The following is a 14654-nucleotide window of genomic DNA, read 5'->3' on the forward strand; positions in this document are numbered from 1 at the left end:
TGCGTCGACGACCGGACCGACCACCGGAGCGGCCTCCGGGGCCACCTCCGGGTCGGTGAGCGCCGACGACCTCGACCGTGTCGTCGAGCTGCTCGCGGGCAAGCGCATCGCCGTGCTCTCCGGCGCCGGTCTCAGCACCGACTCCGGCATCCCCGACTACCGCGGAGCCGGACGCGTCGTGCGGAAGCCCATGACGTTCCAGGAGTTCCTCGCCGACCCCGCGAAGCGCCAGCGGTACTGGGCCGGATCGCACCTGGGCTGGCGGAGCTTCGCGGCCGCCACGCCGAACGACGGGCACCGGGCCCTCGCCGCGCTCGAGGACGCCGGGATCGTCGCCGGCGTCATCACGCAGAACGTCGACGGCCTGCACCTGCGCGCCGGGTCCCGTCGCGTCGTCGAGATCCACGGGTCGATGGACCGCGCCGTGTGCCTGCGGTGCGGGCAGGTGTTCTCCCGCTCCGACCTCGCCACCACCATCGACCGGGCGAACCCCTGGATCGACGAGCCGGGGTCCGTGCAGCTGCAGCCCGACGGCGACGTCGAGATCACCGACGTCGAACGGTTCGTCGTGCCCGCGTGCTCCGTCTGCGGCGGCGACCTGAAGCCCGACGTCGTCTTCTTCGGCGAGTTCGTGCCGGCCGAGAAGTTCCGCGAGGCCGTGTCGATCGTCGCCGACGCCGACGCGCTGCTCGTGGTCGGGTCCTCCCTCACCGTGAACTCGGGCGTGCGGCTGGTCGACCACGCGGCACGCCGGAAGAACCCGGTGGTCATCGTGAACCGCGGTGAGACCCGCAGCGACCGCCGGGCGGCCGTGAAGCTCGACGCCGGCACCACCGAGACGCTCGTGCACCTGGCGGAGCGGCTCAGTGCGGCGGGGGCGTCGCGCGCGGAGTCGCCCGCGGCGTCACCCGCAGCCTCACCCGCGGCGTCGCATGCGGCGTCGCGCGCGGACTCGCGCTCCTCCGAGTAGCCGGACGGGTCCGCCGGTCGCGTCTGCGAAGATCGTCGGGTGACGACCCTCCTGTACCTCGTCCGCCACGGCGAGACCGACTGGAACGCGCAGCGCCGCATCCAGGGCTCCACCGACATCCCGCTCAACGACACCGGACGACGGCAGGCCGCCGAGGCCGCCGAACTCCTGACCCGCCGGCCGTTCGACGCCGTGGTCGCCTCCCCGCTGTCCCGCGCCGCCGAGACGGGTGCGATCATCGCCGATCACCTGGGACTCGACGCCCCGACGACGTACCCGGGCCTGGCCGAGCGGTCCTACGGCGAGGCCGAGGGTCTGACCGACGACGAGGTGTCCGCCCGGTACCCGCACGACGACATCCCCGGTCGGGAGTCCCGCTCCGCCCTGCTCGCGCGGATCACCGAGACCCTCGGCGAGATCGCGGTGCGCTTCGACGGAGGCGTCGTGGTGGTCGCGACGCACGGCGCGGTGATCCGCAGCGTCGTCAACGCCGCAGCCCCCGGAACGGCCGACCGCGGCCACACCCCGATCCGGAACGGGTCCATCCACTCGTTCCGGTGGGACCCGGAGCGCTTCCACGCCGAACTCGTCCGGTTCGACGACCCGATCGACGACGTCTCCGACGCCACCGGCGGCTCGGCCTTCGAGTACCAGAACCCCTTGGAACGCCGGGGCTGACCGGGGACTACGCTCCGACGCACCCGCACACCGGGGACCACCCGCAACCCAGGGTGACGGGAGCCAGATGTCCGACGACGGAACCAGCCGACACGGCCGGCATGCCCCCGATCCGTCCGACGACGACCTCGACCGCGTGTTCGGCCCGGAGACGGCGAGCATCCCCACGCGCACCCGCGCCCGCACCTGGTTCGTCATCGGCGGGAGCGTCCTCGTCGTGGCCGCGGTCATCGCCGTGGTGCTCGGGTCGATCATCGGCAGCGTGCAGAACGGCATCGGCGGGGTGTTCCCACGGCCGGACGTCGCGCTCGACCGGTTCGACACGCGGGTGGACGACCTGCCCGGCGTCATCGAGGTGCGGCACCACGCCCCGGCCAAGACCGGGTTCGCGAGCTACGACGCGGTCGCGACGGTCCGCGCCGACCCCTCGCTCGACCGCGCTGCCAGACGTGACCTGGTCGCCGCCATCAGCCGTGCAGCCGACGAGTCCGGTGGCAACGGCGTCCGCGTCGTCGTGATCGCCGACCTCGGCAGCCTGCAGATCGGCGTCACGGGAGCCGGGGAGGTCGCGGCGAAGCGACTCGCGCTGGCGGACACGCTCGACCGCATCGGCGGGGTCACCGCGGTCCGCTGCTCGTGGGAGCGCGGCGGCGACCCGTCCGACACCGCACGGGACCAGTCGATCGTCGTGCGGACCCCGGGGAGGGGTGCAGCGGTGCCGCCCATCGTGTCGCGGGTGACCGAGGAGACGCAGAAGGTGTTCCCCGGGGCGGACGTGCAGGTGATCGCGCGGAAATAGCGGAAGGAGGTGTGGTGCGGTGGTCGCGGCCGGGCGACGTGGAACCACACGGTCGACGTCGTACGACATCGGCAGCGTCGTTCCGCATCGCCACGAAGCGCGAGACCGCGCGCAGCGCCCCGAGCCCGAACCGCGAGCCCGCGTGCGCCGGCCCTCAGGCCCGCCGGTCCCCCACGGCCCGCTCGACGGCCCGGACGACCTGCTCCGCCGAGTCCTGCCACCGGAACCGCCGAGCACGCTCGATCGACCGCAGCGAAGCCTCGTCCCACCGGTCCTCGACCCGCCGGACGGCCGCGGCGACGGCGGACGGCGACGCCGGGTCGAAGTACTCGGCCGCATCGCCACCGATCTCGCGGAAGATCGGGATGTCGCTGACGACGACCGGGGTCCCGACGCCCATCGCCTCGACGAGCGGGATGCCGAACCCCTCGTCGTACGACGCGGTCGCCAGCGCCGTGGCCGAACGGAGCACGGACAGGTACTCCTCGTCCGTCGCGCCGTCGTGGAAGACGATCGTCCCCGCGGGAGCGAGCCCCTCGAGTCGCGCCCGGTCGGCTCCGGAAACCCGCGACATGCAGTGCAGCGTCCAGTCCGCCCCGAGCAGCGGCAGCGCCGCCGCCAGGGTCTCGACGTTCTTGTACGGCATGAACGACCCCATGTAGACGAGGGAGCGCTCGCGCGGCGCTCCGGTCGCCCGTGGCGTCGCCGGGTCGGCCGCGTTGTACGCGACCGTCACGGGTCGGCTCGTCAACCGGTGCTCGGCGATCAGCCCGGCGGTCGTCTCCGACACCGTCACCACCCCGTCCGCACCGTTCAGCAGGAACCGCTGTGGCGCCCACGACAGGTGGAACGCCCGCCAGCCGAGCCGCAGCGGCCACGAGAACTCCCGCGGGGGCGTGCGGTTGCGGTAGTAGATCAGGTCGTGCAGCGTCAGGACGAGCGCGTACCGGCGCCCGCGCGACCCCATCGTCTGCATCGGTGAGAACACCGCGTCGAGCCCCAGACGGTTGACCCGCCGGGCGACGAGCGGCTCCCCCGCGTCCGTCGGCGCCGGCAGCAGCTCCCACGGCAGGTCCGGCGGCAGCGACTCGAGCTGGCGCTCGTCGTGGACGAGCAGCACGAAGTCGTGTCGGTCCGGCAGGTTCGCGACCACTCCGGCGGTGAACCGGCTGATGCCGTCGTGCCGACCGATCCGCACGTACCGGCAGTCGATCCCGATGCGCAGGCGCGTCACGCGTCGGTCTCCTTCGTGTCGCTCGCCGTCGCCTCGGTCGCCTTCGCGGCGTTCGGCTTCGTGGTGTTCGACTTCGCCGGAGCCGTCTTCGCCTCGGTCGCCTTCCCGGCGGTCGTCCGGGAGGCCCGCCCCGCCCCCGACGGTCGGCCCGCCCTGGTGCCGCGGCCCCGTCCAGGGCGCGCGGCCGTGTCCGCCATCCGGCGCAGCACCGCGGCGGCGGCCGGAGCCGGTGTCTCGTAGTGCACCAGGTGCCCGACACCCGGGATCACGACGAGCTCGGCGTCCCGCAGGCGTTCGGCGAGTGCACGCTGTTCGGGCACGGCGGTGATGTCGTCGTGCTCCGCCGCGAGGAGCAACACGGGCACGTCGATCCGGTCGGCGTACTCGGACACGTCGTGGGTGACCGAGGTGCGGAACGCCTCGAGCACGCTCGTACGGTTCGCGAAGGCCGAGAAGTACCGGTCGTGCTGATCGTGGACCCACCGGCGGACGACGGGGTCGTGCGACTTCAGCATCGCGATGCTCATCGCCCGGACGATCGCACCGTTCCGCAGGATCCCGAGCCCGATCGGCTTCGGCAGCACCGCGCCGGCACGGTAGTACCCGATCGCGATCGCGGTCCCGACGGCACGCGGACCCTGCAGTGCCGGGGCGGCGATGGGGTTGACGAGCACGAGCAGCCGGGTGTCGAGACCGGCGGCGACGGTGGCCGACACCACGATCGACCCGAACGAGTGCCCGAGCACGACGGTGTCGCGCCCGAGCCCGAGCGCGGCGTGGAACCCGGTCAGCCAGGTGACGTACGCGTCGATGTCGGACACCGGCAGCGGATCGGACACGCCGAAGCCGGGCAGGTCGGGGACGATCACGCGGACACGTTCCAGGTGCGCGGCGATCGTCTCGAGGCCGTGGTGGTCCCCGCGGAACCCGTGCACGGCGAGCACGGTGCGATCCGCGTCCTCGGGCCCGTAGACCCAGTAGTGCGTGGTCCGGCCGTCGACCTGGACGGCCCGGTGCACGACCGGGGTGGCGGCCATCAACGACTGGTACGGGGAGAGCACGGGCGGTTGCATCGGCGTCAGTCTAGGGAGCGAACCGCACGAATCCCCGGACACCCGCAGCATCTCGCGCCTATCGTGTCCGGGGCGGGCCGTCGAGCGGTCCGTCGACGACGACGAGGAGCACGGTGACCTTCACAGCCCCGATCCAGCTGCCCGGCCTGACGCTCGACCCGCAGTGGTACAAGCGCTCGGTCTTCTACGAGTGCATGATCCGGTCGTTCGTCGACTCCAACGGGGACGGCATCGGCGACATCCAGGGCGTGATCGGCAAGCTCGACTACCTGCAGTGGCTCGGCGTCGACGCGCTGTGGCTGCCGCCGTTCTTCCAGTCGCCGATGCGTGACGGTGGCTACGACATCGCCGACTACCGGGCGATCCTGCCGGAGTTCGGCACCCTCGACGACTTCCGCGAGCTCGTCACGAAGTCGCACGAGCGGAACATGCGCATCGTGATCGACATGGTGATCAACCACACCAGCGACCAGCACGAGTGGTTCCAGCAGTCCCGCGAGGACCCGGACGGCCCCTACGGCGACTTCTACGTCTGGCGCGACACCGACGAGGACTACTCGAACATCCGCATCATCTTCGTCGACACCGAGGAGTCCAACTGGACCTTCGACCCGGTCCGACGCCAGTTCTTCTTCCACCGCTTCTTCTCGCACCAGCCCGACCTGAACTTCGAGAACCCCGCCGTCATCGAGGCCATCTACGACGTCGTCCGGCACTGGCTCGACATGGGCGTCGACGGGCTCCGGCTCGACGCGATCCCGTACCTGTTCGAGTCGGAGGAGGGCAACGGCGAGGGCGAGCCGGAGACGCACGAGTTCATCAAGAAGCTCCGCGCGATGGTCGACGACGAGTACCCCGGCCGGGTGCTCCTGGCCGAGGCGAACCAGTGGCCGCGCGAGACCGCAGCCTTCTTCGGCACCGACGAGGAACCCGAGTGCCACATGGCGTTCGACTTCCCGGTGATGCCGCGCATCTTCTACTCGCTCCGCGCCCAGCACGCCGCCGAGCTCAAGGCGATCCTGTCCGAGACCCTCGACGTGCCGGCCAGCGCCGCGTGGGGCGTCTTCCTCCGCAACCACGACGAGCTCACGCTCGAGATGGTGAGCGAGGAGTACCGGCAGGCGATGTACGGCTGGTACGGCTACGACCCACGGATGCGCTCGAACATCGGTATCCGCCGACGTCTCGCTCCCCTGCTCGACAACTCGCGCGCCGAGCTCGAACTCATCCACGCGCTGCTCTTCTCGCTGCCCGGTTCACCGTTCCTGTACTACGGCGACGAGATCGGGATGGGCGACAACATCTGGCTGCCGGACCGCGACTCGTCCCGCACGCCGATGCAGTGGACGCCGGACCGCAACGCCGGCTTCTCCACCGCCGACCCGGGCAAGCTCTACCTGCCCGTCGTGCAGTCGCTCGTGTACAACTACGCGCAGGTCAACGTCGAGGCGCAGCTGGCTCAGTCGCGCTCGCTGCTGCACTGGGTCCGCAACGTCATCCACACCCGCAAGGCCCACCCGGTGTTCGGCCTCGGCTCCCTGAACGTGCAGGAGACCTCCAACGACTCGGTGCTCGCCTTCGTCCGCTCGTGGGAGGGCTCCGGGCAGCAGTTCGGGCCGTCCGCCGAGGACGTCCTGTGCGTGTTCTCGTTCGCGACGAACCCGACCTCGGTCACGATCTCCGCGCCGGAGTTCGCGGGGCGCCCGCTCTACGACCTGTTCGGCGGCAGCTCGTTCCCGTCGTTCGACGAGGACGGCACCGTCACGCTCACCATGGGCACGCAGTCGTTCTACTGGCTGCACGTCGGCGCGCCGACCCGGTAGTCGGGGGTGTCGGTGCGTCCCGTTAGCCTGACCGCGTGACGTTCCCCACAGCACAGCTCGACGCACCCGCTCCGTCCCAGGACCTCACGGGTCGCCCCTGGTGGCACGCGCTGGGCGTCTTCGACCTCGAGACCACCGGGGTCGACGTCGAGACGGCCCGCATCGTCACGGCCCACGTCGGACTCATCGACATGACCGGGGCCTCCATCGTCGAGGGCGCGTGGATCGCCGACCCGGGCGTCCCCATCCCCGAGGGCGCCGCGGCCGTGCACGGGTACACGACCGAACGTGCCCAGGCCGAGGGGCGTCCCGCGGCCGAGGTCGTCGGCGAGATCATCGCCGCGATCGAAGCCGTGTTCGCCCGGGGCATCCCGCTCGTGATCTACAACGCCCCGTACGACCTCACCGTCCTCGACCGCGAAGCGAAGCGGCACGGGTTCGCCTCCCCCGTCATCGGCAACGTCGTCGACCCGCTCGTGATCGACAAGGCGCTCGACACCTTCCGCAAGGGCAAGCGCACGCTCGAAGCCGCGTCCGAGCTCTACGGTGTCACCCTCGACGACGCCCACGACGCCGGCGCGGACGCCATCGCTGCCGGGCGTGTCGCCCAGGCCATCGCGGGCAAGTACCCGGACGAACTCGGCATCTCCGCCGAAGCACTCCACCGCAAGCAGGTCGGCTGGTGCGCCGAGCAGGCCGCGTCGTTCCAGGACTACATGCGCAAGAAGCGCGACCCGTCGTTCACCGCCGACGGCCGCTGGCCGCACCGCAACGGCGCCTGACCCCGCACAGCCCGCGCGGGACACCGGTGTTCGTGCGCCGAACACCCGCACAACCCGGTGTGACGCGCGAACACCGGTGTCTTGCGGGCCCGGGCCAGCGGCCGCCGGAGACACCGCACAACGCGAACGGGCGGCCCTCCTGCAGGAGGGCCGCCCGTCGGCGTTGCGTGGGGGCTGCTTACTTGCTGAAGCCCTTGAAGCGCTGGTTGAACTTCTCGACGCGGCCGGCCGAGTCGAGGATGCGCTGCTTGCCCGTGTAGAACGGGTGCGAAGCGGACGAGATCTCGACGTCGATGACCGGGTAGGTCGCACCGTCGAGCTCGATGGTCTTGTCGCTGTTCGCGGTCGAACGCGTCAGGAACGTCTCACCGGAGGCCAGGTCGCGGAAGACGATGGCGCGGTACTCGGGGTGGGTGTCGGTCTTCATGGAGATTCCTCGATAGCGGTGGTGGGATTGCGCGAACTGCGCGGGAAGTCGTCGGCTTGCGCCAGCCGTCCACGATACCAGAGAGACGGCGGGATCGCAGCGCTACGCGGCGCGTGCCGTGTAGCGACCGGCGTCCTTGGTGACCGAGAGGTCGATGCCAAACGCCTCGGTCAGGGTCTGGTCGGTCAGGACCTCGTCGATGGGGCCGGCAGCCTGCACGTGGCCGTCGGCGAGGACCAGTGCGTGGGTGAACCCGGCCGGGATCTCCTCGACGTGGTGGGTCACGATGACGATGGCGGGCGAGTCGGCGCTCTGGGCGTAGCCGCCGAGGGTGCGGACGAGGCTCTCACGGGCGCCGAGGTCGAGCGACGCGGCCGGTTCGTCGAGGAACAGGATCTCCGGGTCGGTCATCACGGCCCGGGCGATCTGCACGCGCTTCTGCTCGCCGTCGCTCAGGTCGCCGAACGTGCGGTCGGTGAAGGACCCCAGGCCCCACTCCTCGAGCACGCGCTGCGCACGACGGACGTCGAGCTCCTCGTACTCCTCGTTCCAGCGCCCCGTCACCGAATACGCCGCGGTGAGCACGACGTCGATGACCTTCTCGGTGACCGGGATGCGACGCGCCAGGGCGGTCGACGCGAAGCCGATGCGCGGGCGGAGCTCGAACAGGTCGGCACCACCGAGCTCGGTGCCGAGCACCTCGACGTCGCCCGAGGTCGGGAACGTCTGGGCACCGGCGACCTGCAGCAGCGTCGTCTTGCCGGCGCCGTTCGCGCCGAGCACGACCCAGCGTTCGTCGTCCTGCACCTCCCACGAGATCGCGTCGAGGATGGTGGCCCCGTTGCGGACCACGGAGACGTCTGACAAGCGCACGACCGAGGGCATGCGACCAGCCTACGGGTTCTGGCCGAGCACCTGGTCGTAGACCTGCCGTGTCCTGGTGGCGATCGCGTCCCAGGTGAACTCGGTCTCGACACGGAGCCGTCCGGCGCGTCCCATGAGCTTCGCCAGCCCCTCGTCGGCGAGCACCTCTGCCAGGGTCGCGGCGAGGTCGGCCACGAAGCGGTCGGGGTCGGTCGGGGTGCCGGTGCCGTCCTGCACCTGGTCGATCGGGACGATGCGACCGGTGAGCCCGTCGGCGACGACCTCGGGAATGCCCCCGGTACCGGTGCCGACGACGGGGATCCCGCACGCCATCGCCTCGAGGTTCACGATCCCGAGCGGCTCGTACACCGACGGGCAGACGAACACGGTGCCCGAGGACAGCACGTTCACGATCTCCTGGTGCGCGAGCATCCGGTCGATCCAGACGACGCCCTCGCGTTCGGCGCGGAGCCCCTCGACGAGCGCGGTGACCTCGGCCAGGATCTCGGGGGTGTCCGGCGCGCCGGCGCACAGCACGATCTGCACGTCCGACGGCAGCGACGCCACGGCGCGGAGCAGATACGGCAGGCCCTTCTGCCGGGTGATGCGTCCGACGAACACGACGCTCGGGCGCGTCGGGTCGATGCCGAGGGCACGCACGGCGTCCTCGTCGACGGTCGGCTTCCACGCGTCGATGTCGATGCCGTTGTAGACGACGTGCACCTTCGCTGGGTCGATCGAGGGGTAGGAACGCAGGATGTCCGCACGCATGGCCTTCGAGACCGCGATGACGCCGTCGGCGTTCTCGAACGCCTCGCGCTCCATCCAGCTGGACAGGCGGTAGCCGCCGCCGAGCTGCTCGGCCTTCCACGGGCGCAGGGGCTCGAGGCTGTGGGCGGTGACGACGTGCGGGATGCCGTAGGTCAGCTGCGCGATCCGGCCCGCGGAGTTCGCGTACCAGGTGTGCGAGTGCACGAGGTCGGCGCCCTCGACGTCGGCTGCGATGGCCACGTCGGTACCCAGGGCCTGCAGTGCGCCGTTCGCCTGGCCGAGGCCGTCCGGGGTCCGGTAGCCCCACACGTCGGGTTCGTCACGGAAGGCCCCGAAGGCCCGGACACGGACTTCCGTCTCCGTTCCCGACCGCAACGCGGCGGTGAGTTCGGACACGTGGACACCGGCTCCGCCGTAGACCTCCGGCGGATACTCCCTGGTCAGCAGATCGACTCGCACTCGTTCAAGGTAACCGGTTCCCAGTGCTGACGCCTACTGTGAGCGGCATGGCTCCAAAGAAGGTCTTCGGCATCGTGCTCGCCGGTGGCGAAGGCAAACGACTCATGCCGCTCACCGCCGATCGCGCGAAGCCCGCCGTCCCGTTCGGCGGCAACTTCCGTCTCATCGACTTCGCACTGTCGAACCTGGTGAACTCCGGTCTCAACAAGATCGTGGTCCTGACCCAGTACAAGTCGCACAGTCTCGACCGACACGTCGCGGAGACCTGGCGGATGGAGGGGCTGCTCAGCTCCTACGTCGCGTCGGTCCCCGCGCAGCAGCGGCTCGGCAAGCGCTGGTTCGCCGGGTCGGCCGACGCGATCCTGCAGTCGCTCAACCTGCTCCGCGACGAACGCCCCGACATCGTGGTCGTCGTCGGCGCGGACCACGTGTACCGGATGGACTTCCACCAGATGGTCGAGGCGCACATCGCCTCCGGCCGCAGCGTCACCGTGGCGGCGATCCGCCAGCCGATCGGCCTCGCCGACCAGTTCGGCGTGATCCAGGTGGCCGAGGACGACCCGACCAAGATCGACGCGTTCCTCGAGAAGCCGAAGGACGCGATCGGCCTGGCCGACTCCCCCGGCGAGATCCTGGCTTCGATGGGCAACTACGTGTTCAACGCGGACGCCCTGGTCGACGCGGTCCTGCGCGACGGCCAGCTCGAGACCTCGGCGCACGACATGGGCGGCGACATCGTGCCCGACTTCGTCAACCGCGGCGACGCCGGCGTGTACGACCTGCAGCGCAACGAGGTCCCCGGGTCCACCGACCGCGACAAGTACTACTGGCGCGACGTGGGCACGATCGACTCGTTCTTCGACGCCCACATGGACCTCATCGCCCCGGTCCCGGTCTTCAACCTGTACAACCAGGACTGGCCGATCTTCAACCAGCAGACGAACCTGCCGCCGGCGAAGTTCGTCCGCGACGCGAACGGGAACACCGGCTCCACGGTCGACTCGCTCGTGTCGCTCGGCTGCCTGGTGTCGGGCGCCCAGGTCGAGCGCAGCATGATCGGGCCGTGGTGCTCGATCGACTCCGGTGCGAAGGTCCTCGACTCGATCGTGTTCGAGCGCGCCACCATCGGCGCCGGCGCGATCGTCAACCGCGCCATCCTCGACAAGGACGTCGTCCTCGCACCGGGTGCGCAGGTCGGCGTCGACCGCGAGACCGACGAGGCACGCGGCTTCACCGTCACCGCGTCCGGCATCACCGTTGTCGGCAAGGGCGTCCGCGTCGACGCGTGACGACGCACCCGGGGCGCTGCCCCGGGCGGACGGTCTGGAGGCACGGCTCGCGTCCCCGACGCGGCCGTGCCTCCGCCAGTCGGTACCGTTGGTGCGTGCCCCGCTTCCTCGTCGTCCTCGATGCCGATTCCACCCTCCTCGAGGACGAGGTGATCGAACTGCTCGCCGACAGCGCCGGGACCCGGCCACAGGTGGCGGCGATCACGGAGCGCGCCATGCGCGGGGAACTCGACTTCGCCGAGAGCCTCCGGGAGCGTGTCGCGACCCTGGCGGGCCTCCAGGCGGACGTCTTCGTCCGCGCGCAGCAGGCGGTCCGTGTGACGCGGGGCGCCGACCAGCTCGTCCGCGGCGTGCACGCCGCCGGCGGCACCGTCGGCGTGGTGTCGGGCGGGTTCCACGAGGTCCTCGACCCCTTCGCCGAGCAGCTCGGCCTCGACCACTGCCGGGCGAACCGGCTCGAGGTCAGCGGCGGCGTGCTGACCGGCCGCGTGCTCGGCGACGTCGTCGACGCGCACGCGAAGGCCGTCGCGCTCCGCGAGTGGGCGGACGCCGACGGCGTCGACCCGGCACGGACGATCGCGATCGGGGACGGCGCGAACGACCTCGAGATGATGCGGGTCGCGGCGCTGTCGGTCGCGTTCGACGCGAAGCCGCGCGTGCGGGAGCAGGCGGACGTCGCGGTCGTCGACCGTGACCTGTCCGCCGTGCTCGCGACGCTCGGCCTGCGCGGCTGAGCGGACCGGCTGGTCTTCGCGCTCAGCGACACGTCAGGCGCGCGAGCACCCGTGGACGGTCGCTGGGCACGAAACGGCGCGCAGGTGGTGGCTAGTGCCCCATCCCGAGGCCGCCGTCGACGGGGATGATCGCACCGGAGACGTACCCGGCGCCGTCGCTCGCCAGGAACAACGTGGCGTCGGCGACGTCGTCGACCGTGCCGTAGCGGGCGGCCGGGATCGCCTTCTTGAACTCGGCCTGCAGCTCGTCGGAGAGCGCGGCGGTCATGTCGGTCTGGATGAAGCCGGGCGCGACGACGTTGGCGGTGATGCCACGCGAACCGAGTTCACGGGTGATCGAGCGGGCCATGCCGACCAGGGCGGCCTTCGAGGACGCGTAGTTGACCTGGCCGATCTGGCCGTAGGCACCCACGACGCTCGACATCAGCACGATGCGCCCGAACTTGGCCTTCATCATGCCCTTCGTGGCGCGCTTGACGACGCGGAAGGTGCCGGTGAGGTTCGTGTCGACGACGCTGGTGAAGTCGTCCTCGGACATGCGGAGGAGCAGCTGGTCGTTCGTGATGCCGGCGTTCGCGACGAGGACCTCGATCGGACCGAACTCGGCCTCGACCTGCGTGAACGCGGCGTCGACGGAGGCCGTGTCGGTGATGTCGGCCTGCACCGTCAGCGCGCCCTCGGGACCACCCTGACCGCTGCGCGACGTCACGGCGACCCGGTGGCCGGCTGCGACGAACCGCTCGGCCAGCGCGCGGCCGATGCCGCGATTGCCGCCGGTGATGAGGACGGTACGGGGGGTGCTCATGGTCGCTCCGTTCGGTGGGTTCTGCTCGGCACGCGGTGCCGGGGACCCGGCGGACACGCCCGGACGAGCGTACCGGAGCCGACCACCCTGCCGGTTCGCGCGCGGCGCACCCATGATCCGCCCGGCGGGATTAGGCTTGACCACGGGTAGACGGAGACCATCTGTATGAAGAGCACGCACACGAGCATCACCTCGCTGCCGGACACACCGGAGCAGGACCGGGCGCACCGCCTGTCCCGCTACGTCTGGCAGATGGCCATCCGAGTGGTCCTCTTCATCTCCGCCGTGCTCGTGTACTCGACCTGGCACTCGTGGCTTGCGGTCATCCCGATCGTCCTCGCCGCGGTGATCCCCTGGGTCGCCGTCGTCATCGCGAACGCCGGCAGCCGGACCGAGAGCGACATGATCTCCCCCGCCGGGTCCATCGAGCTGTACGACGCCGTCGACCCGCGCCTCCGCGAACAGCAGGAGGATGCACGGGCCCAGGCCTACCGCGACGAACAGGACCGCCTCCGCCAGCAGGCGCAGCACGCCCAGGACGAGTGGCAGCGCAACGGCGACCGATCGAAGATGTGGGGGCCCCGCTGATGGGTGCGACGTTCGACCTGCAGACCGAGCCCGGATCGACCCCGGTGTGCTCGCGAGCGGGTTGCACCTCGACGGCCGGCTGGCGCGTGAACTGGCGCAACCCCCGCATCCACGCGATCGACCGTGTGAAGATCTGGGCGGCGTGCGACGAGCACCGTGACTTCCTGGCGGACTACCTGCGGTCCCGCTCGTTCCCGGTGCGCGTCACCGGCATGCACGAGGACGTCGACCGCCTCGACGACGAGCGCGACCCGGTGGCGGCGCCGAAGAACGACGTCGGGGTGCGCGCCACCGGCACCTCGCGATGACCGACGGCTTCGACCCGCAGTCCCGGTACGGCCGCAAGCACGCCGCCAAGCTGCAGCGTGCCGCCGCTGGATCGAGCTCCGGCTTTGGCTCGGACTCGGGGTCGGGCTCGGACTCGGGTTCGATCAGCCGCTCCGACGAGCCCTTCGTCGGCTGGCGCTTCGTCCGGAGCCGCCGCTGGCTCGGGTACTTCGCGATCGCCGTCGCCTTCGCCATCGTCTGCACGCTGTTCGGCATGTGGCAGTGGGACCGCCGCAACGAGGCCGTCCGGCAGAACGAGCAGGTCGCGCAGAACTACGACCACACGCCCGTCCCCCTCGACCGGGCGCTGCCGAAGGCGTCGAGCTGGCAGGACGAGCAGGAGTGGCTCCGGGTCTCCGTCACCGGCCGGTACGACGTCGACTCCCAGCTGCTCGTCCGCAACCGCGTGCACAACGGGCAGCCCGGGTTCGAGGTCCTCACCCCGCTCGTCACGTCCGAGGGCCGCGCCTTCATCGTCGACCGCGGCTGGGTCCCGACCGGCAACGCGCAGGACGCCCCCGACCACGTTCCCGCTCCCCCGTCCGGCGAGGTCACCGCCGTCGTCCGGCTGCAGCAGAGCGAACCCCGCATCCCCGGCCGCTCCGACCCGAAGGACACCGACCAGGTGCAGTCGGTCACCCTGGCCGACGTGGCGAACAAGGTCGACGACCCCATCTGGACCGGTGCGTACGGGCAGCTCGCCTCGGAGTCCCCCGCCCCGACCGAGGCCCGCCCGCTCGGCTGGGATCGCCCGAACGCCGACACCGGGCTGCACCTGAGTTACTTCATCCAGTGGTTCCTGTTCGCCGCCGGGGGCTTCGGGTTCCTGGCGTACGTGATGGTGCAGGAGTACCGGAACCTCAACCAGGACGACCCCGAGGAGCGCGAGCGTGCCCTCGAGCGCGAACGCCGCAAGAACCTCAAGCCGAAGACCGACGCCGAGATCGAGGACGAGCTCATCGCGTCCCGTCGCTGACGCGCTGGCGTGTGTGTGCGTGTGTGCGTGTGTGCGTGTCAGCGCACCGTGCGCA

16 protein-coding genes are annotated in these 14654 nt (G+C 70.9%); 10 read left to right on the forward strand and 6 right to left on the reverse strand.

Annotation, left to right across the window (positions count from 1 at the left end; genetic code table 11):
- Window positions 1-55: 55 nt before the first annotated feature.
- The 3 genes from ASF75_RS02900 (at window position 56) to ASF75_RS02910 (ending at window position 2447) form a co-directional block, all read left to right on the forward strand.
- Window positions 56-970, forward strand: coding sequence for a Sir2 family NAD-dependent protein deacetylase (locus ASF75_RS02900; RefSeq protein WP_235517516.1), 915 nt, complete (start codon window positions 56-58; stop codon window positions 968-970).
- A 39-nt stretch (window positions 971-1009) separates the two neighbouring features.
- Window positions 1010-1648 carry a histidine phosphatase family protein gene (locus ASF75_RS02905; protein ID WP_042540899.1) on the forward strand — a complete coding sequence of 213 codons (639 nt, stop codon included), beginning with the start codon at window positions 1010-1012 and terminating at the stop codon, window positions 1646-1648.
- 67 nt (window positions 1649-1715) lie between these two features.
- A complete protein-coding gene (locus ASF75_RS02910; protein WP_017887285.1) occupies window positions 1716-2447 on the forward strand; it encodes a hypothetical protein in 732 nt (243 codons plus the stop codon).
- Window positions 2448-2601: 154 nt separating this feature from the next.
- On the opposite strand, the gene ASF75_RS02915 is transcribed toward ASF75_RS02910, so the two are convergent.
- Complete coding sequence (locus ASF75_RS02915; RefSeq protein ID WP_031259798.1) at window positions 2602-3672, reverse strand: glycosyltransferase family 4 protein; 1071 nt, start codon at window positions 3670-3672, stop codon at window positions 2602-2604.
- A 5-nt stretch (window positions 3673-3677) separates the two neighbouring features.
- Complete coding sequence (locus ASF75_RS02920; RefSeq protein WP_321164515.1) at window positions 3678-4754, reverse strand: alpha/beta hydrolase; 1077 nt, start codon at window positions 4752-4754, stop codon at window positions 3678-3680.
- A 113-nt stretch (window positions 4755-4867) separates the two neighbouring features.
- Here ASF75_RS02920 and treS point away from each other — a divergent pair, with 113 nt between their 5' ends.
- Entirely contained in the window at window positions 4868-6577 is a 1710-nt protein-coding gene (gene treS / locus ASF75_RS02925; RefSeq protein WP_017887282.1) for a maltose alpha-D-glucosyltransferase, read from the forward strand.
- 35 nt (window positions 6578-6612) lie between these two features.
- A complete protein-coding gene (locus ASF75_RS02930; RefSeq protein WP_197068681.1) occupies window positions 6613-7359 on the forward strand; it encodes a 3'-5' exonuclease in 747 nt (248 codons plus the stop codon).
- Between the two features lie 178 nt (window positions 7360-7537).
- Here the strand turns inward: ASF75_RS02930 and ASF75_RS02935 are convergent, their stop codons facing one another.
- From ASF75_RS02935 to glgA, 3 genes are all read right to left on the reverse strand, one after another.
- Window positions 7538-7786, reverse strand: coding sequence for a type B 50S ribosomal protein L31 (locus tag ASF75_RS02935; RefSeq protein ID WP_017887280.1), 249 nt, complete (start codon window positions 7784-7786; stop codon window positions 7538-7540).
- 102 nt (window positions 7787-7888) lie between these two features.
- Window positions 7889-8671: an ABC transporter ATP-binding protein gene (locus ASF75_RS02940; RefSeq protein ID WP_017887279.1), complete on the reverse strand. Its 783-nt coding sequence runs from the start codon at window positions 8669-8671 to the stop codon at window positions 7889-7891.
- 9 nt (window positions 8672-8680) lie between these two features.
- On the reverse strand, window positions 8681-9880 hold the full coding sequence (gene glgA / locus ASF75_RS02945; protein ID WP_031259795.1) for a glycogen synthase: 1200 nt from the start codon (window positions 9878-9880) through the stop codon (window positions 8681-8683).
- 47 nt (window positions 9881-9927) lie between these two features.
- Here glgA and ASF75_RS02950 point away from each other — a divergent pair, with 47 nt between their 5' ends.
- Together ASF75_RS02950 and serB are read left to right on the forward strand one after the other, a co-directional pair.
- Window positions 9928-11169, forward strand: coding sequence for a glucose-1-phosphate adenylyltransferase (locus ASF75_RS02950; protein ID WP_031259790.1), 1242 nt, complete (start codon window positions 9928-9930; stop codon window positions 11167-11169).
- 95 nt (window positions 11170-11264) lie between these two features.
- A complete protein-coding gene (serB, locus tag ASF75_RS02955) occupies window positions 11265-11903 on the forward strand; it encodes a phosphoserine phosphatase SerB (protein ID WP_017887276.1) in 639 nt (212 codons plus the stop codon).
- 91 nt (window positions 11904-11994) lie between these two features.
- Here the strand turns inward: serB and fabG are convergent, their stop codons facing one another.
- Complete coding sequence (gene fabG, locus ASF75_RS02960) at window positions 11995-12708, reverse strand: 3-oxoacyl-ACP reductase FabG (RefSeq protein ID WP_031259788.1); 714 nt, start codon at window positions 12706-12708, stop codon at window positions 11995-11997.
- 165 nt (window positions 12709-12873) lie between these two features.
- On the opposite strand from fabG, the gene ASF75_RS02965 reads away from it, so the two are divergent.
- The 3 genes from ASF75_RS02965 to ASF75_RS02975 are packed head-to-tail and all read left to right on the forward strand — an operon-like array spanning window position 12874 to window position 14599.
- Window positions 12874-13296, forward strand: coding sequence for a DUF3099 domain-containing protein (locus ASF75_RS02965; RefSeq protein ID WP_052481935.1), 423 nt, complete (start codon window positions 12874-12876; stop codon window positions 13294-13296).
- Complete coding sequence (locus tag ASF75_RS02970) at window positions 13296-13604, forward strand: hypothetical protein (RefSeq protein ID WP_081612300.1); 309 nt, start codon at window positions 13296-13298, stop codon at window positions 13602-13604. Before ASF75_RS02965 ends, ASF75_RS02970 begins: the two co-directional genes overlap by 1 nt.
- On the forward strand, window positions 13601-14599 hold the full coding sequence (locus ASF75_RS02975) for an SURF1 family protein (protein ID WP_082047009.1): 999 nt from the start codon (window positions 13601-13603) through the stop codon (window positions 14597-14599). The genes ASF75_RS02970 and ASF75_RS02975 overlap by 4 nt, the downstream gene beginning before the upstream one ends.
- Window positions 14600-14654: the final 55 nt, after the last annotated feature.

This window comes from Curtobacterium sp. Leaf154, from assembly GCF_001424595.1.
GTDB classification, from domain to species: Bacteria; Actinomycetota; Actinomycetes; order Actinomycetales; family Microbacteriaceae; genus Curtobacterium; species Curtobacterium poinsettiae.

Excerpts from the sequence above, each read along its gene's own strand:
- ASF75_RS02910 (WP_017887285.1), top strand. The coding sequence starts at position 1,716 with ATGTCCGACGACGGAACCAGCCGACACGGCCGGCATGCCCCCGATCCG.
- ASF75_RS02920 (WP_321164515.1), bottom strand. The coding sequence starts at position 4,754 with ATGCAACCGCCCGTGCTCTCCCCGTACCAGTCGTTGATGGCCGCCACC.
- ASF75_RS02935 (WP_017887280.1), bottom strand. The coding sequence starts at position 7,786 with ATGAAGACCGACACCCACCCCGAGTACCGCGCCATCGTCTTCCGCGAC.
- ASF75_RS02940 (WP_017887279.1), bottom strand. The coding sequence starts at position 8,671 with ATGCCCTCGGTCGTGCGCTTGTCAGACGTCTCCGTGGTCCGCAACGGG.
- ASF75_RS02950 (WP_031259790.1), top strand. The coding sequence starts at position 9,928 with ATGGCTCCAAAGAAGGTCTTCGGCATCGTGCTCGCCGGTGGCGAAGGC.
- fabG (WP_031259788.1), bottom strand. The coding sequence starts at position 12,708 with ATGAGCACCCCCCGTACCGTCCTCATCACCGGCGGCAATCGCGGCATC.
- ASF75_RS02965 (WP_052481935.1), top strand. The coding sequence starts at position 12,874 with ATGAAGAGCACGCACACGAGCATCACCTCGCTGCCGGACACACCGGAG.
- ASF75_RS02970 (WP_081612300.1), top strand. The coding sequence starts at position 13,296 with ATGGGTGCGACGTTCGACCTGCAGACCGAGCCCGGATCGACCCCGGTG.
- ASF75_RS02975 (WP_082047009.1), top strand. The coding sequence starts at position 13,601 with ATGACCGACGGCTTCGACCCGCAGTCCCGGTACGGCCGCAAGCACGCC.